Origin of the sequence: Paenibacillus sp. GYB003, assembly GCF_036577625.1 — a bacterium.
Taxonomy (GTDB): Bacteria; Bacillota; Bacilli; order Paenibacillales; family NBRC-103111; genus Paenibacillus_AB.
Window position 1 is genome coordinate 1 of the sequence record NZ_JARBDC010000017.1, and the last position, 23,061, is coordinate 23,061.

The window sequence follows — 23,061 nt, forward strand, 5'->3', positions numbered from 1 at the left end:
CGTTACCGATGCCGGGCGGCTGGCGAAGGGGACGAGGTTGCGCAAATAGAGCGTTACGTCTCCTTCGTGTAAACGGAAAGATGCTAAAGATGGGGCGAGCAGCGCCTTTCGTTTCCGTCCGGCGTATCCCGATCCTGCCGGGCTGTTGGAATCGAACGAATGGGAAAACCTCCCGTTAATTCGCTCTACTAGCGGCGTCGTTTCGAAATACCGGGAGAAGCTCCCGATAAAATGGCGCTGTATCGGCGAAATGCACGGTATGGACGATTTTAGCGGGATGTTTTCCCGTTGTTTTACCCGGAAACGGAAAACGACCGAAAATAGCGGGAACTTTTCCATCTCGCTTCCCGCTCCGCCCACCGTTTCGGCACAGCCAAATCGGTTTGCACAGCAAAGACCGTCCGTTCCATTAAGCGCCGAAGCCGGAGCGGGTTTCCTGCTGCTGCGAAGGAAACGGCGATATCGGCCTGTATGACCTGCGCCGGCGTCGTCGGGAGTTGGAGCGCGGGGCGAGCTTGGGGCGTCGGCGGGACGGGCCCCGAGTTCCAAGTGCCAACGGACATGGCGGTCGCTATCGAGCCTCATTTCGGCATCTTTTTTTTCCAACGGACACAGGCGCGGCGAGCGACCGGGCAAGGTCGTGCAGTTTAGCAGGTGGAAACCCGGCTTGGTAAGACGTCAGCCGCGTCGCCAATACCGAGTCTTGGGCTGCCAACAGTAATGTTGGGTGCTAAGCGTAGACAGGCAGGCAGTAGGCCTGAAAGGGAGCGAGCCTCGAAATTGTGTTCATCGGGAAGGCCGACGGTTTGCTGCAACCGGAAGGCCACATTCCCCTTCGCGTGACAAAGGCGAGCGAAGCGGAACTTCCCCGGGGTCAAAGAGCCAGGCATGCTGACCAAGGACTGCACGGTAACCCGGGAGACCCTGCGGCTCTTCTGCGGCGGAGTACTTGTTAGGAACGGCCCGGAAGTATGCCGGCCAACCGATCAAAAGGGAGTAAGGCAAACGGCGCGCAGGGAGTCGGACAGCCCCATAGTACCCAAGAGGCCGGGTAACGCCGGAAGAGGGAAGGGAGGCTGCACGTCATCGATCTTGGTAAGGAAACAGATGCTACACACAGAGGCAGGGAACAAATGGATACGAGATTACCAAGAATAGCAGAAGTCGCAAAGACCAGACCGAAAGAACGGTTTACCTCACTCGCGCATTTGCTCGACAAACAGATGCTTTGGGACTGCTATCCGGAACTGCCGGCAGACAAAGCGACAGGGATAGACGAAGTAACCAAGGCGGAGTATGGGAAGAACCTGGAAGCGAACCTGGACGAGCTGACGACCCGGATGAGACGGCAGGCGTATAAACCGCAGCCGTCAAGACGGACGTACATTCCCAAGGGCGAGAAGGAGCTCAGACCGCTCGGAATACCCGCATTCGAAGACAAGATCGTACAGAAGGCGATGTGCAGAATCGTAAGCGCAATCTACGAGCAGAAGTTCCTGAACAATTCCTTCGGTTTCAGACCGGGGAGGAATCAACACCAGGCACTGCGCGAACTGGACAGCATCATCATGAGACAGCCGATACGATACGTGGTAGATGCGGATATCAAAGGAGTCTTCAACCACGTGGACCACGGATGGCTGATGAAGTTTCTGGAACAGGACATCGCGGACCCCAACTTTCTGCGGCTGACCAGACGCTTTCTGAAGGCGGGGATTATGGAGAACGGGTCGTTCGAGGAAACGGACGAGGGGACCCCGCAAGGGGGACTGATCTCGCCAATTCTCGCGAATGTGTACCTGCACTATGTCCTGGACTTATGGTTTGAGACTTATGTCAAAAGACGCCTGTGCAAAGGAAAGGCGAGCATGGTGCGATTCGCAGACGACTTCGTATGTTGCATTGAAAGGGAAGAGGACGCAAGGTCGTTCTACACCGAGTTGGTCGAGCGATTGAAGAGGTTTAACCTGTCGATCGCGGAAGAGAAAACCAAGATTATCCGATTCGGAAGAGGTTCGGAGAGCGAATGCGGCCGAGAAGGGCGACGGAAACCGGGGACGATAGACTTCCTGGGACTTCGACACATATGGGGAAAAGGGAAAAGCGGGAGATACCGCCTTCGTCGCAAGACGAGTCCGAAGAAACTGCGGGCAAGGGTGAAGGAATTCACAGATTGGATAAGACGAAACCGACACATGCAAGAAAAGGAACTTGTGGAGGCCATACGCAGGAAGCTGATGGGGCACTACCAGTACTATGGAGTGTCGGACAACATAAGCGGTATCCAATCGTACTACCAAGCGGTATTATACCTAACCCGAAAATGGAGGAACAGAAGGAGCCAGAAACGTTCGTTCACAATCGAAAAGTTCAACCTGTTCCTGAGCCGAAACCCGCTGCCGCAGCCTAAGATAAAGGTAAATCTCTATTCAAGCAAGGTCTGAGCGAAAAAATTGTAAATGGTGAAGTGAAGAGCCGTATGCGTGAATTGCGCACGTACGGATCTGTGAGGGGCAAGGGGCTCAAGCCGCGAAAGGCGAGGCCCCACCTACTCGACTATTTGGCGAAAAACCCCTTTTGGACGGCGGTTTGGTACAAATAAGCGCAGTGGTGTCCGTTACGATTGGAAAACGGCCGATTTTCGCGAAATAAGCGCCGTGGTGTCCGTTACGTTTCGGAAGCCGTCGGTTTTCGCTCATTCTCGAAATACGTCGATGGACGGTTTTCCTTACGCCGGTACGCTCATTTCTCCGATTCGGAGCCGGATCCTTTGCTATTCCCGATACTTCGATTATTATAGAATTATCGTCAATGCCGACTATGCCGATCCGCACAGCCGGTTTGAACGAAACCGGGCTGCATGAACGGTTCGGACAAATGGCACACTAATCCGGGTGTTGTCGAAACCGAAGGAGGAATCCGGAAATGAATCGATTGCATACCCCGTTCTCCCACAAAGGCTTAACGCTGCGGAACCGCATCGTGATGCCTCCGATGTGCCAATATTCGGTTCATGCCAAAGACGGAAAGCCGAACGACTGGCACTTCGTGCATTATACGTCGAGAGCGGTCGGCGGCGCCGGGCTGATCATCGTCGAAATGACCGACGTGGAGCCGGACGGCCGCATTACCGACTACGATCTCGGCTTATGGTCGGACGATCACATCCCGGCTTTCGCCCGCATCGTTTCCGCGGCGCACGGCCACGGCGCGAAAATCGGCGTCCAGATCGCCCATGCCGGCCGGAAAGCGCAGGATGCGGAGACGCCCGTCGCTCCGTCGGCCATCCCCGTCGAGCCCGGCTCGAAACCGCCGCGGGCGCTGACGACGGAGGAGACGGAGGCGATGGTCGTCAAATTCCGCGAAGCGGCGCGCAGGGCGATCGCCGCCGGCGTCGACACGATCGAGCTGCACGGGGCCCACGGCTACTTGATCCACCAGTTTCATTCCCCGGCGCTCAACAAAAGGGACGACGCCTACGGCAAAGATTTGTCGTTGTTCGGCGTAGAGATCGTCCGCGCGGTCAAAAGCGTCATGCCGCCGGACATGCCGCTGCTGATGCGCATCTCCGCGGTCGAGTACATGGACGGCGGGTACGAGCTGGACCATTCGCTCGACATCGCCCGCAAATACCGGGACGCCGGGGTCGACATGTTCCATGTGTCGAGCGGCGGAGAAGGGCCTGCCGGCAAGCGGAAGCCCGGCAATTATCCGGGCTACCAGGTTCCTTTCGCGCGGGCGTTCAAGCAGGCGCTGGACGTTCCCGTCATCGCCGTCGGCATGCTCGAGAGCCCGGCTTTGGCCGACTCCGTCGTGGCGAGCGGCGACGCCGATTTGGTCGGCGTGGCGCGGGGGATGCTGCGCGATCCGTATTGGGCGATTCATGCGATTCAGGCGGTGGCGGGCAAAGCCGCGATACCCGCGCCGAAGCAGTACGAGCGGGCGTTTTGAGCGAAAGCCGTTTTCTCTCGCATGCGGAGAGAGCGGCTTTTTCCGCTTTCGGGCCGATATCGGCGCCTCGCCCGCCGGCGGGTGCATCGCGTTTCGGGCGATGGTACAATAGGGGAAAACGTCGCAGACGAACTGCGCACGGCGGGAGGACCTTAAGCTTGAGCGACGAAAGCAAGCACGATTACGAAACGGCGTGAGCCGCCATTCGACGGCTTTTCGGAGAGGCGGGCGACCGGATGCGGGACGATTTGCTGGAATGGATCGACGAGACGGAGAGGCGGGAAGCCCGGCAACGCGAAAGCGTCGATCGTCTTCTGGCCGAGAACGAGCGGCTGAGACGGGAGCTCGGCAAGCTGCGGACGTCCCGGCTGGACCCGATGTCCAGCCGGCTGAAGGACGCCTTGCGGGAATAGAGCGCGGACGATTGCGCGCATCCGGAACATCTCGCTCGTTCGGCAATGTTTTGGGATGCGTTCTGAAGAAACGAACGTCCGTTCACCTGCTCGGCCGCGGGCCGCGGAGTGAAGTTTCGTTTTAACGAAACGTTCCATGGCGCGGCTTCGCGCCGATCCGTTATGATAAAGACAGCCTTAAGAAAGGAGTGATGCAAAACATGAAAACAAAGGTGATTTCGGTTTAACCGGAACCGGACGAGGCCGCGGCGGAAACGCCGCGGCCTTGCTGGTTTTTCGGGCGGATGCGGCGCAGCGGTTTAGCCGCTCGGGTTCGTGTTGCCCGGGTCGCGGCCGGCGAGCTTGCGGATCGCGGAGGCGGCCAGCAGCAGGAGCGGCAGCGCCAAGCCGAAGACGGCGGCGTACGGCGTCCATATCGCGCCGGAAAATCGGATGCCGTACACGATGTTCGGGTATACGATAACCGCAAAGATGGCCGCCAGAAAGGCGAGCGGAACGAGAACCGACTGGTACCGTTTCAGCTTCAGCAGCTGCGCGAGTCCGAGCGCCGTCGCATAGAAGGTGACGGTCGTTTTGAAGAAGATCGTCAAAAACCATGTAATCGCCAGAAGCGCTTCGACCCGCTGCAAAAATTGGCCGACATTGATTTTTTTCGTCAAGGCGAAGCTCGGATAAATGTTGCGGACGGTCAAGTACGGTCCGAGCACCGAAACGGTCAAAAACGTAATGAGAATAATGACCGCCCCGCCGATCGCCCCGCCGAGCAGGAAAGCGCGTCCCCTCCCGGCGGCGTTGTCGACGTACGGATATATCATCAGAAACAGCACGAGCTCCAGGTACGGAATGCCGATCAGCGGAAGCGTGCCCTTGACGACCGGTGCGAATCCGTTTTCGAGAACGGGCATCAGGTTGTCCGCTTTGATCTGCGGCGCGACGAACAGCGCAAGGGCAACGAGAAACAGGACGATCCACGGCAAAAAAATTTCCGCGGAGCGGGCGAACGTCTCGAGCCCGTACTTGCAGGCGAGCACGACGAGCGCGATAAACAAAATATGAATGGCCTGAACCGGCGTTTCCGGCATAATTTGCGTCGCCATAAAGTCGCCGATATATCTCAGCATGAACACGGACAGCAGAAACGAATGCACGATGACGAGCAGGGCCACGGCCGAGCCGAACCGGCTGCCGAGCAGCGCCTTGCACGCTTCCACGAGCGTAAGGGCCCGAAAGCGGCTGCCGGCTGCGCACAGCATGGCGACGATCAGAAGGCCGATCGCGACGCCGAGGCAGGCCGATATCCAGGCGTCCTGCTTCGCGTGCGTCGCGAGCGCCGCCGGCACGAGCAGAATCGAGCTGCCGACGATGAACATGCAGACCAGTATCGTAAACTGACGGGTTGCGATTTTCCCTTGTTCCAACGCAGGTACTCCCTTATGACAGCATTTGATCGAGCCACTTGCTTGCCGGCGCGAACAGGTAGACGATGAAGTCGACCGGGTTCGGGATGCGGACGCGCAGCGTGTAAGCGATGCTGATCGCGGTTCCGGCGACGAGCAAAGCGACGAAGACGATCCCGTCTTTCGTCATCCTGTTGCGGAGCATCCCCGGCAATTCGAAGGCGGCTGCGAGCGCCGCCGCGGCGACGATACCCGCTATGGTCCACATGTGCCTCACTCCTTTATTTCCATGCGAAGCGGATTCGTAATCGTGCCGATGCGCCGTATTTTGTAATCGGCACGGACGGCGACCGGCAGCGTGGGAAACCGCTCCTTCCAATCGTTTCGCCATGTTTTCCATTCCTTCGGAAGCGATTTGCGCATGACGCTGCCGAAGCCGAGAAAGTCGGTTTTGAAGCCGGTTTGCGCCCGTTTCACCGCCGTGTTGACGATCCGTTCGACATTGGCGTTGATTTGCCTGTTAATTTGCGCAACCGTTTCGGGATTTTGCAGATCGATGTCGCACGCGACTTCCGCAATATCCCCCTCCAGCTCGATCTTGATCTCGATGGCCGGCTCTCCGTCCTCGACCTTGCCCCTGACCTTCGTGTTCGAACGGATGACGTCGGTCACGATGCGGCCGCCGCCCGGGCATTCCAGATGCCCCGCCGATTCGTGGACGTTGCCTTGAATATAGTTGAACCCTTTGCTTTCTTCCTCGTTCAGCCAGCCGATCAGCTTGTCTTCCCTGAAAGCGGCCAGTCCCGTATACTCCAGCTCGCTATACGGGATGATCGATTCGACATTGTGGACGTTGCTTCCCCGATCCTCGTCCCCTTTAATGCGGACCCCCGTAACGGCCGGGCTGTCGCCTTCAGCGGCCAGCGCGTCGATCAGCTCGTCGAGAAAAATGCCGTGCGTAGGCGCCCAAAACTTGGCCGACGTCTCCAAAGACATGAACATGTTATTGGCCGGAATTTTTTCAAGCGGCGTAAGCACGTTCAAAATATCGAGCGCGTCGCTCCCTTTGGCGATCGCGATAAAGAAGTCGGTTCGCGTCTCGTGTCCGCGCGACAAAAAGTCGAGCGCTTCGCTGATGCCGCTCCGGGCCATTTCTTCGCCGATGATCAGCATGCGAAGATGCGACAAATAAATGCGCCGGGGCGCGATGTTGGTCATTTTCCGCAGCGCTTCCAGGATGCTGGGGGCCGTTTCCTTGTACACGGTAACCGGCACGCGCGTTCCGCCGGCCGTCGCTTTCGCGGCGACCTGTCCCGGATCGACGACTTGGGCCGAAACGGTGTACATATCGCCCGTTTTATCGATGCCGAGTCCGACCGTAACGGACAGCTCGTTCAATTCCCGGCGGCTCCAGCAACCGGCCAGCAGCAGGCAGATGCAGCCGACCAGCGCGGCAGAGGCGGCTCGCTTACCCATAATCGTGCAGCTCCTTGATGAAATCGGTCATGTGCGGGACGGCTTTTTCGGTCCCGGGCTTCTCTCCCGAACCGGGTTGCCGGGGCTTAAAAACCGGGGCCGCCGGTGCTGTCTCCATAACGGGAAGCGGAACAAGCTATCCCGCTGCCCGGCCAGCGACAGCGGCGCGAACGGGGACAAGATCGGAACGCCGAACGAACGCAGGCTGCATAAATGAAGCACCATGGCGACGAGTCCCGCGGAAATGCCGAACAAGCCGAAGGTGGCGGCAAGCCCCATGAACGCGAAGCGCAGCAGGCGGATCGAAAGCGCCAAATCGTAGGCGGGTATGACGAAGTTGGAAATGGCCGTAAGCGACACGACGATCACCATCGCCGGCGAAACAAGCCCGGCTTGCACGGCCGCATCGCCGAGAACGAGCGCCCCGACGATCGATACCGCTTGTCCGATCGCCCGCGGCATGCGTACCCCGGCTTCCCGCAATATTTCGAACGTAATTTCCATCATGAGCGCCTCCACGAAAGCCGGGAACGGAATCCCTTCGCGCTGGGCGGCCAAGCTGATAAGCAGCGCCGTCGGGATCGCCTCCTGATGAAACGTCGTCAGGGCGATATAGAGCGCCGGGGCGAGCATGGCGATCAGAAACGAGATCAGCCTCAGCAGACGGATCACGCTGAAATGAAATCGGTGGTAATAATCTTCGGCGGCCTGGAAATATTGGAAGAACAAGACGGGTGCAACAAGGACGAACGGCGTGCCGTCCACGAAAACGGCGACCCGGCCTTCCAGCAAATTGGCGGCGATGACGTCCGGCCGTTCCGAGCTCGTAATCGTCGGGAAAATCGATTTTTTCTCGTCTCCGATCATTTCCTCGATATAGCCGCTCTCCAATATGGCGTCGACGTCGATTCGTCCGAGACGCGCCCGCACCTCCGCGAGCACGCTTTCCTGGGCGATGCCGCGAATGTACATGACGGCGACGTCGGTTTTGGTCACCCGGCCGATTTGCATCGACTCCACCCACAGGTTCGCGTCTTTGACTCTGCGGCGGACGAGCGCCGTGTTCGTGCGGAGACTTTCCGTGAACCCTTCGCGCGGGCCGCGTACGACCGTTTCCGTCGACGGCTCCTCGACCTGCCGCTTCTCTCCGCCTTGGGTGTCGACGGCGATGCATTCCTCGCTGCCGTCCAGCAGGATGATCGTTTCGCCGGACAGGATGGCGTGCTCGATCGCCTTCGGATCGCAAACGTTCTTGATATGGCCGGCCGCGACCGGGAACCGGCGCAGCAGCGCCGACCAGCCGGAACGGAACAAGTCCTGCGGGGGAAGCTCCTCCCGGCGCAGCGAATGGTGCAGCGATTCGACGATGTCGTTGATCGTCGGCGCGTCGATCAGCCCGTCGATATAGATCAGGACGGATTGAATTTGGCCGAACCTGCCGAGCGGCAGCTCTCGCGTGATCAGGTCGCCGCTGTTGCCGAACGTATCCCGCAGCAGCCGCACTTTTTCCGGTAACGCCAGTCGATTGAAGTTGTCGGATTGTCGGGTCATGGGCGGAATCACCTTGGAATCAGTGGCATTTTCACCCATTATTGACGAGGGCGAACCATTTATACTCGGATAGGAATAGTCGGGTCATAAGACCTAAATGAAAGGAATTGACGACTATCTTTGTACCCATAATAGGCTTGTTCTTGCCCGAACGATGAACGGAGAAATCGCTTTAGGTTCGGCCGCCGGCTCCCGGCGACGAGTCCGGGACGCCGGTTCGTGTCGGCAAAAAGGCTTTATCGACCGGTACCAAAACGAAACAAAATTGAAACTAAAAATGGCTCGCCTCCATCCTTTATACTTAGCGTAAATCTACCGCGGAAAGGACAGAGAGGCATGAGCGAGCAACGTCTGTACGGATTCGAAAGAAAGGTGCCGGTCTATACATCGGCGGACGTCGTCGTCGTCGGAGGAGGGCCCGCCGGAACGGCGGCGGCGATCGGCGCGGCGAGATGCGGCAAGCGCGTCGTTTTGCTGGAAAAATCGGGGCAGCTCGGCGGCATGGGGACGCTCGGCAACGTGAGCATTTTTATGCCGATCGGCAACGTGACGGGCATTTACCGGGAAATTATCGCCGAGACGCTGGCGCAGTATTTGCCCGAGGATCACGACAAATCGATCGCGCCGCAATATTCGCCTTTTTTGCTGCGGCATTATTTGAACGAGAAAATGAAGAAGGAAGGCGTGGACGTCTACTACCATGCCGACTTTGTCGGGACGGTCCACGAAGAGGGGCGCGTGCGGGCGGTCGTCGCCTCGACGAGGGAAGGACTCCGCGCGTTCGAAGGCAGCCAGTTCATCGACTGCACGGGGGACGCCCGGGTCGCGATCGACGCCGGGGTACCGTACCGTTCGGGCCGGGAAGAGGACGGCTTGACCCAGCCGATGACGCTCATGTTCATGATGCAGAATACGGGCAAAAAGGTGACCCCGTTGCTGCCGGAAGGCTGCTATCATTACAACGACGTATCCGATCTGCCGCAAGGCCGCCGTCTGTACTGGGAGCGCAACGACGACGGCACGCTGCTCGTCAACATGACGCGGGTGAAAGGAAACGGCGCCCGCATCGCGGACATCAATTATGCCGAGACGGAGGCGCTCCGTCAGGTGTTCTCGGTCGCGAACTATTTGCAGCGCAACGGCTTCGAAACGTACGTGCTGTCTCATGTGGCCGGACAAGTCGGCGTGCGGGAGACGAACCAGATCGAAGCGCTGTACACGCTCACCGAGCAGGACGTAGTCGGCGGGAGAAGGTTCGAGGACGTAGTCGCGCAAACGAACTACGAAATCGACATTCACAGCCCGGACGGGAAAAAGACGACCGACGAACGCAAAGTTAGCGGCTACGATATTCCGTACCGCTGCATGGTGCCCGCCGGCTTCGACAACCTGCTCGTGGCGGGCCGGGCGATATCCGCGACGCACGTGGCGATGTCGTCGATGCGCGTGCAGCCGACGTGCTACGCGCTCGGTCAAGCCGCCGGCATCGCCGCTTCCTTGGCGGTCGACGATTCCGTCCCGTGCCGGGACGTGCGGATCGGCGAGCTGCATAAGCGGCTGCAGGAGCAGGGCGTCCGCTTTAAAAAGTAACCGGATGCGCGTCGGAGGGAACGGACGGGGCGGTCGATGCGGTCGGCCGCCCTATTAGCGCGGCAGTGGAAGACTCGGACCTATTATTGTCTAACGAACGAATCGAGAAATCGTTATCGGAGCCGGAATGCGGCGATTTGAATCGGTTACGAACTTCAGTCGCGTTATTTCCGGCAAATCGGGCCGTTTTCTTGCACTTTCGGCTCGATAGCGATGCCGGATTCGTTAGCCCGGAGAAACGATCGTATTCCCGCCATTAAGCATGGTACGATTCGCTAGCCATCGACCCGGATCTATAGCGGAAACCATTTTCCGCGATATGACGGAAGGATTTCCGGCAAAAACCAAAACTCACCGTTACAGGCGGTGAGTTTTTGCCTTTCACGCCAGCATGCGGACGATCCGGGCAAGCGATTCAAGCCCTTTCCGCTCCGCGTGCCCGGCGTTCGCGATCGCCCGGCTTGCCGTCCGGACGGCCTCCGCCTCGCGAATATGTTCGAACCTGCGCGTATGAAACGGAAACAGTTCGGCGACGGCGTTCAGCTCCCGGGCGGCCTCGCCGTACCGGCTTGCCGTCTCCCGCAGCTCGCCGGCGACAAGGCCGCCGAGCCGCTCGGCCGCCTCTTCCAGAACCAGTGCCGCCAGCATCCGGCTCTCCTGCCAAAATGCCGCGTTGTATGCCGTTCCGAAGCCGTCGGCGCGTCCGCTCTCCAGCGCCAGCTTCCATACATCGTATCCGTCCGGACCGGCATGGAACCCGGCCTTGACCCATTTGCAAGGTGATTGCGCAAACTCGAGGGCGAACTCAAGCGCTTCCTTGACGATCGTCCGATCGTCGGAGGTATAGGCCGGTTCCAGACTGTACAGCTCGAGCAGGCCGCTCGGGGACGAGCCCAGCTCGTCCCACGGCTTGAAGCTTTGGCTTATCGCATACTCTCCGTGAACCATCAGCCGGCCTCTTCGATCCTCCAGCACGGATGTCCCGGCCGCTGCAGCGCCCGCAGTATTTTTTTGAGCCGGTGCCCCTCTCAGACGCGATCGGCGTTCAGCGTTTCATAAAGAGATTTCGAGAGCGCGGAAACTTTTCCTCTTTTCCCGCGCGGGCGCATGTTTTTCAGGCGATGATGAGCCGGGCTTTCGACGAAATAAAACCCCCTGTCCGTTTTGCGGACAGGGGGTCCCATTTGCAGGCGGAGCGAAGGTCTGCTTGCTGTTACTGCGGTTGCTCCCCCGGGACATTCACTTGGAAAATAACCCCGAACTTGTCTCTGACGATTCCGTACAAGGGGCTCCAATCCGTCTTCTGAAGGGGCATGACGACTTGGCCGCCGTCTGCCAGAGCGGCGAAAATGTCTCCCGCTCTTGACTCTTCGTTGGGATGGATGGCAATCTGAACCGTATCCCCCGGCTGATGAGGCATGCCCGGGAACGTATCGGAGAACATGAGATCCGAGTCGCCGACTTTCAAATGCGCATGCATAACGCGATCCTTCGCGCCTTCCGGCAACGGATGATTCGGGTCTTCCGGCATATCGCCGAACGTCATGATCCCGACCAATTTCCCGCCCAGCGCTTTCTCGTAAAAATAGACCGCTTCTTTCGTATTGCCGTCAAAATTCAAATACGGGTTCAAACGGATGGACATGATGGAACAACTCCTTCGGAATGGTTTGGACAGCCTGAACGATTTGCCTGCCCCCATAGTAACAGAAAAGGGGCAACCGGATTTCTATTCGATTGCTATTGTACACAGGAACCTATCATTTTAACCAGGTTTTTGCAAAGTTTGCTTTTCGACACCGATCATCCTCCAAAACTTCGGTTTCAAATCATGCCTCTGGTAAAACTTCAAACCTTTTACCCGCGATTCCCGTCATATGGGTATGCTACGAGTTGGAGTCTCCGGGAACCGGGGAAACGGCCGGCGCTGCGAACGGCGCGATTGCCGCCGTACACATCAATTGGATTTCTGCGGACAACGGACTTTAAATAAAGGAGCTGAAGGCATATGGGCAAAATGACGAGAGAACAATTTGAAAAAGCTTTTCAACGGATGAACGGCTCTTGGGCTTATGAGGACGCCGAGTTTTCCCCGAAGGAAAAAGAGCTGCTTTACAAAAGAATAAACGGCGAAATCTCGGACGAGGAATATATCCGGGCTTTTATCGAGAGCAGGGAGAAGGGGAAAAAAGCGAGGAACTTATGATTTTGAATGCGGCTGCACGGCGCGCCGGCACGATACGGACGCGGCCGGCGAGTAAGGAGGGCGGAGGAAAGGCGAATCGTTTTGAGCGCAATCATTTTTCAATGACAACAATATGAGGATTATCGCTTCGGATCGTTTGTATTAATCGCTTTAGTCGGTGAATATCGTCGAGAATCAAACTTCGGCTATGAAACGAAAAGGCAATCTTCTTTTCCGCTAAATGAAAAATGAGGAAGTACGAAAAATGGATGCCGATTTGCTTCTTAAAAAACCTGATCTTGTCGATTTCCTTGCAATCCACCTTGCGAATCTTGAATTTCCTAACTAAAAGAATGCCACTCCCATAGCATAAGCAATCCTTGAACAACGACTGATTCATTTCGTTAATGATCCGATCGCCAAAATCCAGCTCATCTTTCGTAGGGGGATAGAGCAAAAAACATAACAAAATAAACGGAACTGACAAAATGCCTGCAAGGTAGATTAAAGCTTGAACGTATAAAGCCGGATCGCTGTCGTCCAAGGCATAAGCAAAAAAGGAAATAACGCTTGCAGAGAGATTACCTTAACTAGGTAAATTATACGGAAGCTGCCGGCGCTTCGTTTCACGGCATTAAGAAAATGTCCCTGAGCAGGCGGCAGACCGCGGCAAGTCACAGTTTGCCGGCGGATAGGATGAATCCGTTATGGGCTTGCTTTGTCATGGCCAATTCCGGACGAGGCGCTTGGGAAAATGTTTCGTAACACAAACAATGCCCTTCCGATTTCCCACCAGGAAGCGAAAGGGCTGAAAAGCTTGCTTTTGTGGTGTGAAAGAAAGGGGCTAGACGCTCCCTTCTGACTCGATCCGTTTACTTGGGAGCGGGAGCGCCCATGGCGGCCCATTCTTCTTTGGACGGGCCGTAAACGCCGGCTACGGGAAGTCCGGCCTGACGCATCAGCACGGTCATCTGGCCGCGGTGATGAATTTCGTGGCCGATAAGAGCTCCGAGCGTATACCCGATCGTCCATTTGTCGCCGAAAATGTCGATTTCGTCGTGCAGCTTCTCGTCCGTCAACTGGGTGCGCACCGCATCCAGAACCGTTTCCACCATGCCGCGGTACTTTTGGGCGATCGCCGCGGCCGACGTCGGTTGGTTTTCCTCCGACTCGACGTCGAACTTCAAACCGGTCGCCAGCAGCAGCGCGCTGGATGTGACCAGATGCCAGGCAAGGAAGCCGAGGGTCCGGTAGCCCGGCGCGATTTCCCGGCCGAGCGATTCGTCGGTCAGGGCGTCTAGCAGCTTTTGCGTGCCGATTGCTTCGTTGCGGTAGTCGTCGATAAAGCTTTGAACGGTAACATACTTCATAGGTTTTAGCCTCCTTTTTATCGTTGCCATCTTTATAACTGTATTATAATAGCCTATCCCTGACAATTCATGTCAGTGGAAAAATATTATTCGAAATGCGACGAATCGGGCGGAACCGCCTGACGAACCCGGCAATCGTTATTAGAGCCGAATGCGGAGGTTTGAAATTGTAACGAACCCTGTATCGTTATTTCCGGCAAATCGGATTATTTTCTTCCACTTTCGGCTCGATACCGATACATGGGTTCGTTCGACGGAAAAACGGTCGTTTTCCGGCCGATAAGCATCTTTGGATTCGTTAGCCATCGACCGGAATTTGCTCGCAACGAGATCCATCATTTGAGGCTGAAAAGCGGGACATAGGAGCCCAGAGGAAATAGGGATCGCCAAGACAGCGAAAAATGGGAAAACGCCCTGGTGCGACAGGCTATACGCGAAAGGCGGTCCGCGGAATAAATTAGGTGGAGAAGGACGTTCCGGCATGGCAGACGAAATCCTGTTTACAAAAGCCGTAACGAATCGGTACAATCATCGTTGTAGATGTATGGAGCATTTCGTTTTACGGAAAACTGAAATGAGTGCAAATCGTTGCTACAAGAAGGGGATCGTAGGAAAAATGAAATCGAAGCTGTCCTATTTCGCGCCGCTGCTCTGGCTATTGTGCATTCCTGTCCTAAACGTATTTTACGGCATCTTAAATCGCGAAGGGGACCGCGTCCGCAGCCTGATGACGGTATTGGACGCCAAAACGCCGTTCATTCCGCAGTTCATCATTCCGTATTTGATCTGGTATCCGTTCATTTTCGCCATGTTCGTCCTGTTGTTTGTCAAAAATAGAAAAGTGTATTACCGCACGCTCTTTCTGCTGTGCACCGGCCTCGTCGTCTGCTACATTACGTATTATTTGTTTCAAACGGTCGTGTACCGTCCCGTCATAACGAGCGATGTGCCGCTTCACTGGTTCGTCCAGTTCGTATACAGCAACGACCGGCCGTACAATTGCTTCCCGAGCATCCATGTCATGACGACCTATTTGATGATGAAAAGCACGTTCCGGCATATTCACCTGAAACGGCTGACCCACCTGGCCATCGGATTGACCGGCTGGTCGATTATCGTTTCGACGGTGTTCGTGAAGCAGCACGTCGTTCTCGATATCGTCGGAGCGATCGTCCTTGTCGAAATTACGTACTATTTGATGAACGCGCTCGTCCCGATTCCGAAAAAAACGACCGTTTCCGCATCCGCATAAACGATGTGCCGCAGCAGGCGGCTCGAGCCTTGGACCCAAGGCTCGGGCCGTCTTTTTTGTCGCCGGCGGCCGGGTCTTCTATCAAATTTTTTTGCGAGAGACGGTTTAAGCGAGGCGGAATAGGTCAACTCTTTTACTAGTTGCTCGTTTTTCGGCGTTTCCGAAGAGTCGAAAAAGAGTAGATTGGCAGGTGAAAGCGAATGTCCCTTTTCCATTGGTTCAAAAAAAAGAAAAAGCGCGCCGCCCGTCACGTTCCGAACCAATCCGCCGAGCCTTTCGAGTCGATAGGACTTGGCGGCCATCTGGATCGGACGGTCGAGCAGATGATGAAGCTGTTCGGCGGCAACAGCGACTTCGCCATGCGCCGCTTTCACATTTTCGGCCGATATTCCGCGATCATGTTCTTCTATTCGACAATGGTCGACCAGACGACGATCAACGGGAGTATCCTGAAACCGCTCATGCAGGCGCCTTTCCATCCGGAGAGCGGAGAGGTCGAATTCGACCGGTTGAAGGACGTGCTGCTGCAAAATTCGATCATTCATAGCGAAGTAAGTCTGGAAAGCTCGCCGGCCAAGGTGGTGGACAGCATCCTTAGCGGCAAAACGGTCGTCGTGATCGAAGCGATGCACGAAGCGTTCGTCATCGGCACGCGAAATATCGACAAGCGGGGGATCGAGCAGCCGGAGACGGAGCAGGTCATTCGCGGGCCGCGCGAAGGCTTCATCGAACCGATCGCCACGAATATCGCCCTGATCCGGTACCGTCTGCAAACGACGGATTTGCGCATCCAGACGATGGAGATCGGCCGCCGCTCGAAAACGACGGTGGCGATCTGCTCGATGGAAGGGATCACCAACCCGGAGCTGCTCAAAGAAGTGAAGCGCCGACTGGACATGATCGACATCGACGCGATTCTCGATTCCGGCTATTTGGAGCAGTTTATCGAAGACAATCACGTTACCCCGTTCCCGCAAGTGCAATATACGGAACGGCCGGACAAGGTGGCCGCCAACCTGCTGGAAGGAAGAGTCGCCATTCTCGTGGACGGCTCTCCGCTCGCTCTCGTTGTCCCCACTGTATTCAGCCAGTTTTACCAAACTGTGGAAGATTATACCGAGAGATTCGTGCTGATGAGCGCGATTCGTCTGGCGCGGCTCGTCGCGCTCGTCTTCTCGCTCGTTTTTCCGTCGCTGTACGTGGCGATCATCTCGTTCAATCCGGAGCTTATCCCGACGGAGTTCGCCGTGGCGGTCGCCGGGGGGCGAGCGGGAGTCCCGTTCCCGGCCGTCATCGAGGTGCTGGTCATCGAAATATCGATGGAAGTGCTGCGCGAGGCGACGATCCGGCTGCCGCAGCAGGTCGGCAGGGCGCTTTCCATCGTCGGTGTGCTCGTCATCGGGCAGGCGGCGGTCGCCGCCGGGTTCGCCAGCCCGATTACGGTCGTCATTATCGCGCTGACGACGATCGGGTCGTTCGCCACCCCGGCCTATAACGCCGCGCTGGCGCTTCGGCTGCTGCGATTTCCGCTGATCATTTTGGCCGGCACGTTCGGGTTGTACGGCGTCATGATCGGCCTCATCCTGATTTCGAACCATCTGCTCTCCTTGAAATCGTTCGGGGTTCCGTATCTTACTCCTCTCGTACCCGGCAATTTTCAGGGCATGAAAGATTTGCTCGTCCGCGGGCCGCTATGGTGGATGAAAAAACGGCCCTCCTTTCTGTTCACGCTCGACCGGACGAAGCTCGGCGGCCAAACCGTCGAGGAGCTGATGCAGCCGCCGCACAACGTGATGGACCCGTTAACGTTTAAAGAGCAAACGGAACCGAACGAGAAGCCGCAGGAATAACGCGGCCTACGGCCGCCATTTGCCTCGTACTAAAGGAAAGGAGCGTTTGCCGCATGGAAACGTCGCGTCAAATTACCGCAATTCAGGCGGCCGCCATCTTGGTCAGCACGATCATCGGGGTCGGCGTGTTGCCCCTGCCGCTATTTGCCGTACGCGCCGCCGATTCCGGCGCTCCGCTCGTCACGCTGCTCGGCGCGCTGGTCGCTTTCGTCGGGCTGACGCTGCTGGCCTTGCTCGGCATGCGGTTTCCGAACCAATCGATTATCCAATACAGCGAGCATATTATCGGCAAATGGCTCGCCTGGATCGGCAGCGCGTTCATTATCGTGTTCTTCGCCGTGCTGACGGCGCTGACGGCGCGCGAGTTCGGCGAAGTCGTCGTAACGTCCGTTCTGAAAAATACGCCGCTGGAAGTCACCGTCATCGTCATGCTGCTGCTTGCGGCCGTCTCGACGCGCAACGACATTACGACGTTCGCCTATATCCACAACTACTATTTCCCCGCCCTGCTCGGCCCGGGCTTGCTAATCGTCGTGCTTTCGCTGAAAAACGCCGAATTGATCAACCTCGAGCCGATCTGGGGGAACGAGCCGAACGGCATGCTGGGCGGAGTTTTGACGGTAGCCGCTTTGTTTCAAGGCTCGTTTATTTTGACGATGATCATTCCGGCGATGCGCCGTCCCGAGAAAGCGCTGAAGGCGAGCGCATGGGGAATGCTCATCGCGGGCGGGCTGTACGTGACGATCGTCGCGGCGACCGTGAGCGTCTTCGGCGCGGAGGAGAGCCGGCAGCTGCTGTGGCCGACGCTCGAGCTCGCGAAAGCGACGTCGCTGCCGGCGAATATTTTGGAGCGGCTCGATGCCGCCTTTTTGGCCGTATGGGTAACCGCCGTGTTCACGACGCTGTTTTCCAGCTATTTTTTGACGATTCATTCGCTCAGCAAGCTGCTGCGTCTGCGCGATCACCGGATGTTTTCGTTTTTTATGCTGCCGATCGTTTTTATTATGGCCATGCTGCCGCATAACATCATCCACATGTATGAGATTATTCAAAACGTAGGGCGAATCGGATTGTTCGTGACGATCGGCTATCCCGCGCTGCTGCTTACGATTTCGCTCATTCGCAGGAAAAGAGGGGATCGCGTTGGCGATAAACCGATGGATCCGGGCGTGTAGGCTGCTTATGCTCGCCCTCTTCGCGCTGCCGATGCTCACGGGCTGCTGGGACCGTCTCGAAATCGAGGAACGGGCCGTCGTACTGGGCATATCGATCGATGTCGCTGACGAAGGGGCGGTAAAAGAGGAGGACGAGGTGTCCCATCTGAAGGGCAAGTTTCCGGCGCCGGAGAAAGACTTGATCCGCGTCGCGGCGCAAATCGCCCTTCCCGGACAAATTCCGCTCGGACCGGGGGAAGCGGGCGGCGGCGGCGGAAAAAGCGCGGGGCAAACCGTATGGGTCATCGACGTCGTCGGCCATACGATCGACGATGCGATCATGAATCTGCAGCAGCAAATTTCCGGCCGGCTGTTTTTCGGCCATTTGCGCGTCATTGTCGTATCGGAGGACGTGGCGCGAAAAGGGCTGCAAAACGTCAACGACTACTTCCGGCGCAATTCGGAAGTGCGCCGCATGGCGTGGATGCTGATCGCGAGAGGAAACGCGGAGGAGCTGATGAAGGCCGCCCCGAAGCTGGAGCGCGTGCCGACGCTGTATTTGATTTCTACTATGGACAGCGCCGTCCGGCTGGGAAAATTTCCGAACGATTTCGTCGGCAACTTTTGGAGCGATTTGTCGAAGAAAGGGAAAGAGGGCTTTCTTCCGTACGTCGGCATCATGAAAGAACAAAACGTCGAAATTATGGGGCTCGCTTACTTTAAAAGCGAAAAAATGGTCGGCACGACGAAGCCGATGGAAATCGGCGCCTATATGGGGGTAAAGGGCATCCGGCAGGCCGGCTACCGGGGCATCGTCAGCCTGGACGGCTCGTCCGATACGATCACGCTGCTGGCGACGAGCCGCCGCTCGAAAATCGAGGTGGACATCAAAAACGGCCTTCCGCATGTGACCGTCTCCATTTTCATCGAACTGAACATCGAGGAAAAAATGAACGAGCGGTTTCTGATCAACAATCCCGATATAATCAAGAAAATCGAGATAGAAGACGAAAAAGCGTCCATCAAGCTTCACGAAGGCTTGATCGAGCAGACGCAGGAAAGCGGCTCCGATATTTTCGGCTTCGGCGAATACGTGCGGGCGAAGCAGCCGAAATATTGGAACGAGCATATCAAGACGAAAGAAAAGTGGCAGGAAATGTACAAGGACATTTCCGTCGACGTGAACGTCGATATTCGGATACGGCGGGTCGGCATGAAGACGAAGTAGAAGGAGCGGCGATAAGGAGGGATGACGGGCTATGGAGAGCGTAGGCTATGTCGGCTTTTTAAGCTACGCGGTCTATTTGTGGCTGATTTCCGGGGTTATCATGCTGTGGGTCGACGCCAAAACGTACGAGCTGGCGGGCATGATCAAGGAGAGGAACGTATGCCGATGGATCGGGTGGCTCAACGTAAGTCTCGGGCTTTTGGCGATCGCGGGCAGCTTTGCGCTGCGGAAATGGTTCTGGTAATCGGGGCCGGCATACGTACGCGGTGCGCCGGGGCCGGACGGGCGGCGATAAGGCGGGGGCGTCCCGACCTATCGCCGCTTCGTCATATACAGCACCAAATCGTCGTCGACCCGGACGGTGCCGCCGGGAATGACCGGCTCGTTCGCGTACATGAGTCCGCGGCCGTCCGGGATATAACCCCGCTTCGCGTACATGCGCTGGGCGCTGCCGTAATCGGCGTACAAGCCGACGCCGATGCCGACGATGTCGCCGCGTTCGAAAGCGACGCTCTCGACGGCGTCCATCAGCGCATTGCCGATTCCGCGCCGCCGCAGCGAAGGGACGACGTCGAAGTTGTTGATTTCCGGGATGCTCCGTTCGGCGAACGGCGCGTATTTCGATACGGCGAGCAGGTGCAGCCAGCCGGCGAATTGTCCGCCGCACTCGGCGACGAGCGTGATCCGCCCGCCCGATTCGTTCTCGGTCCGGCACCGCTCCAAGTACGTCTTCGGCTTGCCGATCCCGTGCCGCTCCAACGCTTCGTACACGAATTCCGCGTCGCCGTCCTGCCAGCGCCTGATTACGACATTCGTTTCCATCGTTCGGCGCCTCCTTCCGTTTTCCGTTTCCTTATATTGAATCACAAAACTAGCCGAAGCGCGTAGAGAAAAAATCGGTATAGCGGACACCGGACGCGTTTTCCTTTTTTTTTGCAAACAACACCGCGCATCCCCTTTACACGGATCGAAAAGTCGGCTATTATATACGTAAACACGTAATTACGTAATTTAATAATTATAGTGTTAGGTCATGACGGGAGTGATCGGAACGATGAATCGGGATTACGGCGCGGAGTTGGATGCATTGAAGGCGCAGGTGGCGGAGCTGGAGCGGACGATCCGGCGGTGGACGGAGACGCAGGCGGCTGTGCCCGCAGCCGGAAACCGGGAACGTACGGCGGCGGAGACGGTTTCGCTGGACGTCGGCGACGGCGACGGCGACGGGGATCGCGGCGCGATTTACTTCTCGGGGCACTACCGGAGCGGCGGGAGGACGATGCGATTCGATGCCCGGGAGCGGAGCTTGGGCGGCTTGCTCGGCATCAACAGCGAGAAAGCGGCGAAAGTGATTGCCGCTCTTGGACACAAGCAGCGGCTCGATCTGCTGCTGGCGGTATGGGATGAGCCGCTTACCGGCTCGGAGCTGGTCGAACGGCTGAACATGGGGACGACGGGGCAGCTGTACCATCATTTAAAGGCGCTCGCCGGCGCGGATCTGCTTGCCCAAGAGGAGCGGGGCGGCAAGCATACGATTCCGCCCCACCGGCGATTTCAGCTGCTGCTGCTGCTGGCGGCCGTATCGGATTTGATCGAGACGAGCAACTATATCGACATGACCGAGGCGCGCAACGAAGTCCATGCATACTTGGGCGCCGCCGCCCAGGGCGATTACGATATTCATCAGCTGCTGTGGGCGGTCGTCGACAATTCGGTGTTGGAGCACCAGGCCGGCTACTGCAGCGAGGTGCGCATTTACGTGCACGGGGACGGCAGCGCGACGGTGACGGACAACGGCCGCGGCATCCCGGTCCGGCTGCTTCCGCAGACCGGCAAGCCGGCGGTGCAGTCGGTGTTGACGGAGCTGCAGGCGTTCGGCGAAGCCGGCAAGCCGTCGTTCTACGCGCCGGGCGCGGTCAAAGGGATCAGCATCGCGGTCGTCAACGCGCTGTCCCGCAAGCTTGTCGTGGAAATTCGCCGGGACGGGGACATTTACCGGCAGGAGTACCGGTACGGCATTCCGCAGTCGGGCCTCGTGACGATCGGCAAAACGAGCGAAACGGGCACGAGCGTCACGTTCGAGCCCGATCCGGAGCTGTTCGCCGGCGGCGTTTTCGACGCGGCCGTTTTGGAAGCGCGGGCGGCCGAGCTGTCGGCGGCTTATCCGGGGCTGCGGGTTCTCGTTCATTGACGGATCGCCGGCAGCTTGGGCCGAAGGCAGGAAACGGCTCGGTTCCGGCGAATATTGTTTGTTGTTGACTGCGGGTTCGGAAAAAGGAAGCGCCGCGTCGCGGATTCGCGGCCGCAATCGTTTTCGAAACGGAAAGGGGGACGCGGTTTGAATCAACGGCTTATCGGGACGATCGGCGAAATATGCCGGTATCCAGTAAAATCGTTCGCCGGCGAGAGCCTGCGGCAGTGCCGGGTAGAGGCGTACGGGCTGTACGGGGACCGGTGCCGCGCATTCGTCGACCGGTCCAAGGAAGGCTGGGACCGGTACGTGACCGCCAGACAGTACCCGGGCATGCTCGGGTATAAGGCGGAGCTGGTCGGCGAAGGATCGGGAACCGCCTTCCCGGAGCTGCGTGTGACGTCGCCGGACGGGCGCGTTTTGCGATGGGACGAAGCGCTGCGCGACGAGCTGCAGCCCCATTTCCGGGCCGAGCTGTCGATGTTGGCCTGCGAGCCGGGCCAACCGGACTTGATGGCCGTCGACGAGGGCAGCGTCTTGATCGTCACGGACGTTTCGCTGCGCAAGCTGGAGCGTCTTTGGGGGAAACGTCTCGACCCGCGCCGCTTTCGGGCGAATTTGATCGTGTCGCCGACGGACGAAGCTGCGGACGAAACGGGCTGGATCGGGAAAACGCTGATCGCGGGAGACGCGGAGCTGCAAGTCGAAGCGGCTTGCGAACGTTGCTCGATGATTACGATCGACCCGGATCGTTTGGAGCGCGACGCTTCCCTGCTGCGGATCGTGAACGAGATGCTCGACCTGAACTTCGGCGTATACGCTTCCGTTCGCAAGACGGGCTTCCTGCGGGCGGGCGACCCGGTCTATATGGCCGGGACCGGATAGGAGCTATCCGAAAGAAACGCGTCCCGACGGAACGTGCTATAGTGGAAACGAAAATCCCACAGAGAGGATGTCATCGATGAAGGCCAAGCTGACGCCGTACATTTTTTCCGAGGATGCCCAGGCGCAAGCCGATTTTTACGTGAAGGCGCTCGGAGGCGAAATTGTGTCCGTCATGACGCACGGACAGCTTCCCGACGCGAGCGAAGCGCTCAAGGACAAGGTGCTGCACTTGAGCATGGTCGCCGCCGGAGTAAGCTTCTATATGTGCGACATAATGGGCGGATCGTATGCGCAAGGCAATGCGATGAACCTGAGTCTCGAATTCGCTTCGGAGGACGATGCCCGCAAGGCATTTGCGAATCTTGCGGAAGGCGGCAACGTGACCCATCCGCTTCAGCCGGAATTTTGGGGCGCCCTGTTCGGGCAAGTCGAAGACAAATTCGGCGTACACTGGATGATTACGACCGAAGCCAAGGCGGGCTGATGTCGCCCCGGGCCGGTACGATGAGGGTGACCCGAAAGGAGCAAGCTGCCGCGATCGGTTCGGCGGCTTGCTTTTCTTTTTTTG

Annotated in this window: 21 protein-coding genes; 13 read left to right on the plus strand and 8 right to left on the minus strand. The window is 57.7% G+C overall.

What is annotated here, in order from left to right; translation table 11 throughout:
- Positions 1-1,133: 1,133 nt before the first annotated feature.
- The 3 genes from ltrA (at position 1,134) to PV407_RS08825 (ending at position 4,364) form a co-directional block, all read left to right on the plus strand.
- On the plus strand, positions 1,134-2,444 hold the full coding sequence (gene ltrA / locus PV407_RS08815) for a group II intron reverse transcriptase/maturase (protein WP_332089548.1): 1,311 nt from the start codon (positions 1,134-1,136) through the stop codon (positions 2,442-2,444).
- Between the two features lie 481 nt (positions 2,445-2,925).
- Positions 2,926-3,951 (plus strand): NADH:flavin oxidoreductase/NADH oxidase, encoded by a 1,026-nt coding sequence (locus PV407_RS08820; protein WP_332089549.1) that lies wholly within the window; start codon positions 2,926-2,928, stop codon positions 3,949-3,951.
- Between the two features lie 236 nt (positions 3,952-4,187).
- On the plus strand, positions 4,188-4,364 hold the full coding sequence (locus PV407_RS08825; protein ID WP_332089550.1) for a hypothetical protein: 177 nt from the start codon (positions 4,188-4,190) through the stop codon (positions 4,362-4,364).
- 299 nt (positions 4,365-4,663) lie between these two features.
- Here the strand turns inward: PV407_RS08825 and PV407_RS08830 are convergent, their stop codons facing one another.
- Genes PV407_RS08830 through PV407_RS08845 form a run of 4 tightly spaced genes read right to left on the minus strand, consistent with a single transcriptional unit; the run spans position 4,664 to position 8,788 of the window.
- Positions 4,664-5,782 (minus strand): GerAB/ArcD/ProY family transporter, encoded by a 1,119-nt coding sequence (locus tag PV407_RS08830; RefSeq protein ID WP_332089551.1) that lies wholly within the window; start codon positions 5,780-5,782, stop codon positions 4,664-4,666.
- A 13-nt stretch (positions 5,783-5,795) separates the two neighbouring features.
- On the minus strand, positions 5,796-6,029 hold the full coding sequence (locus PV407_RS08835; protein WP_332089552.1) for a hypothetical protein: 234 nt from the start codon (positions 6,027-6,029) through the stop codon (positions 5,796-5,798).
- A 5-nt stretch (positions 6,030-6,034) separates the two neighbouring features.
- Positions 6,035-7,237: a Ger(x)C family spore germination protein gene (locus PV407_RS08840; RefSeq protein WP_332089553.1), complete on the minus strand. Its 1,203-nt coding sequence runs from the start codon at positions 7,235-7,237 to the stop codon at positions 6,035-6,037.
- Between the two features lie 27 nt (positions 7,238-7,264).
- On the minus strand, positions 7,265-8,788 hold the full coding sequence (locus PV407_RS08845) for a spore germination protein (RefSeq protein WP_332089554.1): 1,524 nt from the start codon (positions 8,786-8,788) through the stop codon (positions 7,265-7,267).
- Positions 8,789-9,124: 336 nt separating this feature from the next.
- Between PV407_RS08845 and PV407_RS08850 the strand changes: the two genes are divergently transcribed.
- Positions 9,125-10,378 carry an FAD-dependent oxidoreductase gene (locus PV407_RS08850; RefSeq protein ID WP_332089555.1) on the plus strand — a complete coding sequence of 418 codons (1,254 nt, stop codon included), beginning with the start codon at positions 9,125-9,127 and terminating at the stop codon, positions 10,376-10,378.
- Positions 10,379-10,759: 381 nt separating this feature from the next.
- Here PV407_RS08850 and PV407_RS08855 read toward each other — a convergent pair whose 3' ends face one another.
- Both PV407_RS08855 and PV407_RS08860 read right to left on the minus strand, forming a co-directional pair.
- Entirely contained in the window at positions 10,760-11,326 is a 567-nt protein-coding gene (locus tag PV407_RS08855) for a hypothetical protein (protein ID WP_332089556.1), read from the minus strand.
- A gap of 265 nt (positions 11,327-11,591) precedes the next feature.
- Positions 11,592-12,023 carry a VOC family protein gene (locus tag PV407_RS08860; protein ID WP_332089557.1) on the minus strand — a complete coding sequence of 144 codons (432 nt, stop codon included), beginning with the start codon at positions 12,021-12,023 and terminating at the stop codon, positions 11,592-11,594.
- Between the two features lie 363 nt (positions 12,024-12,386).
- Here PV407_RS08860 and PV407_RS08865 point away from each other — a divergent pair, with 363 nt between their 5' ends.
- Positions 12,387-12,584 carry a hypothetical protein gene (locus PV407_RS08865; RefSeq protein WP_332089558.1) on the plus strand — a complete coding sequence of 66 codons (198 nt, stop codon included), beginning with the start codon at positions 12,387-12,389 and terminating at the stop codon, positions 12,582-12,584.
- Between the two features lie 851 nt (positions 12,585-13,435).
- Here PV407_RS08865 and PV407_RS08870 read toward each other — a convergent pair.
- Positions 13,436-13,933, minus strand: a complete 498-nt coding sequence (locus PV407_RS08870) for a DinB family protein (protein ID WP_332089559.1) — start codon at positions 13,931-13,933, stop codon at positions 13,436-13,438.
- Positions 13,934-14,549: 616 nt separating this feature from the next.
- Here PV407_RS08870 and PV407_RS08875 point away from each other — a divergent pair.
- The 5 genes from PV407_RS08875 to PV407_RS08895 all read left to right on the plus strand — a co-directional run bounded on the left by PV407_RS08875 (position 14,550) and on the right by PV407_RS08895 (position 19,661).
- Positions 14,550-15,185 carry a phosphatase PAP2 family protein gene (locus PV407_RS08875; RefSeq protein WP_332089560.1) on the plus strand — a complete coding sequence of 212 codons (636 nt, stop codon included), beginning with the start codon at positions 14,550-14,552 and terminating at the stop codon, positions 15,183-15,185.
- A 200-nt stretch (positions 15,186-15,385) separates the two neighbouring features.
- Entirely contained in the window at positions 15,386-17,035 is a 1,650-nt protein-coding gene (locus tag PV407_RS08880; RefSeq protein WP_332089561.1) for a spore germination protein, read from the plus strand.
- Between the two features lie 53 nt (positions 17,036-17,088).
- The gene (locus PV407_RS08885) at positions 17,089-18,210 is read left to right on the plus strand and encodes a GerAB/ArcD/ProY family transporter (RefSeq protein ID WP_332089562.1); all 1,122 of its coding nucleotides are present in this window, start codon (positions 17,089-17,091) and stop codon (positions 18,208-18,210) included.
- On the plus strand, positions 18,179-19,417 hold the full coding sequence (locus PV407_RS08890) for a Ger(x)C family spore germination protein (protein ID WP_332089563.1): 1,239 nt from the start codon (positions 18,179-18,181) through the stop codon (positions 19,415-19,417). Before PV407_RS08885 ends, PV407_RS08890 begins: the two co-directional genes overlap by 32 nt.
- Before the next feature lie 31 nt (positions 19,418-19,448).
- Entirely contained in the window at positions 19,449-19,661 is a 213-nt protein-coding gene (locus PV407_RS08895) for a CLC_0170 family protein (protein WP_332089564.1), read from the plus strand.
- 68 nt (positions 19,662-19,729) lie between these two features.
- Here the strand turns inward: PV407_RS08895 and PV407_RS08900 are convergent, their stop codons facing one another.
- A complete protein-coding gene (locus PV407_RS08900; protein WP_332089565.1) occupies positions 19,730-20,239 on the minus strand; it encodes a GNAT family N-acetyltransferase in 510 nt (169 codons plus the stop codon).
- Between the two features lie 232 nt (positions 20,240-20,471).
- Here PV407_RS08900 and PV407_RS08905 point away from each other — a divergent pair, with 232 nt between their 5' ends.
- The 3 genes from PV407_RS08905 (at position 20,472) to PV407_RS08915 (ending at position 22,977) form a co-directional block, all read left to right on the plus strand.
- Positions 20,472-21,608 carry an ATP-binding protein gene (locus PV407_RS08905; RefSeq protein WP_332089566.1) on the plus strand — a complete coding sequence of 379 codons (1,137 nt, stop codon included), beginning with the start codon at positions 20,472-20,474 and terminating at the stop codon, positions 21,606-21,608.
- A 147-nt stretch (positions 21,609-21,755) separates the two neighbouring features.
- Positions 21,756-22,493 carry an MOSC domain-containing protein gene (locus PV407_RS08910; RefSeq protein WP_332089567.1) on the plus strand — a complete coding sequence of 246 codons (738 nt, stop codon included), beginning with the start codon at positions 21,756-21,758 and terminating at the stop codon, positions 22,491-22,493.
- A gap of 76 nt (positions 22,494-22,569) precedes the next feature.
- On the plus strand, positions 22,570-22,977 hold the full coding sequence (locus PV407_RS08915; RefSeq protein WP_332089568.1) for a VOC family protein: 408 nt from the start codon (positions 22,570-22,572) through the stop codon (positions 22,975-22,977).
- Positions 22,978-23,061: the final 84 nt, after the last annotated feature.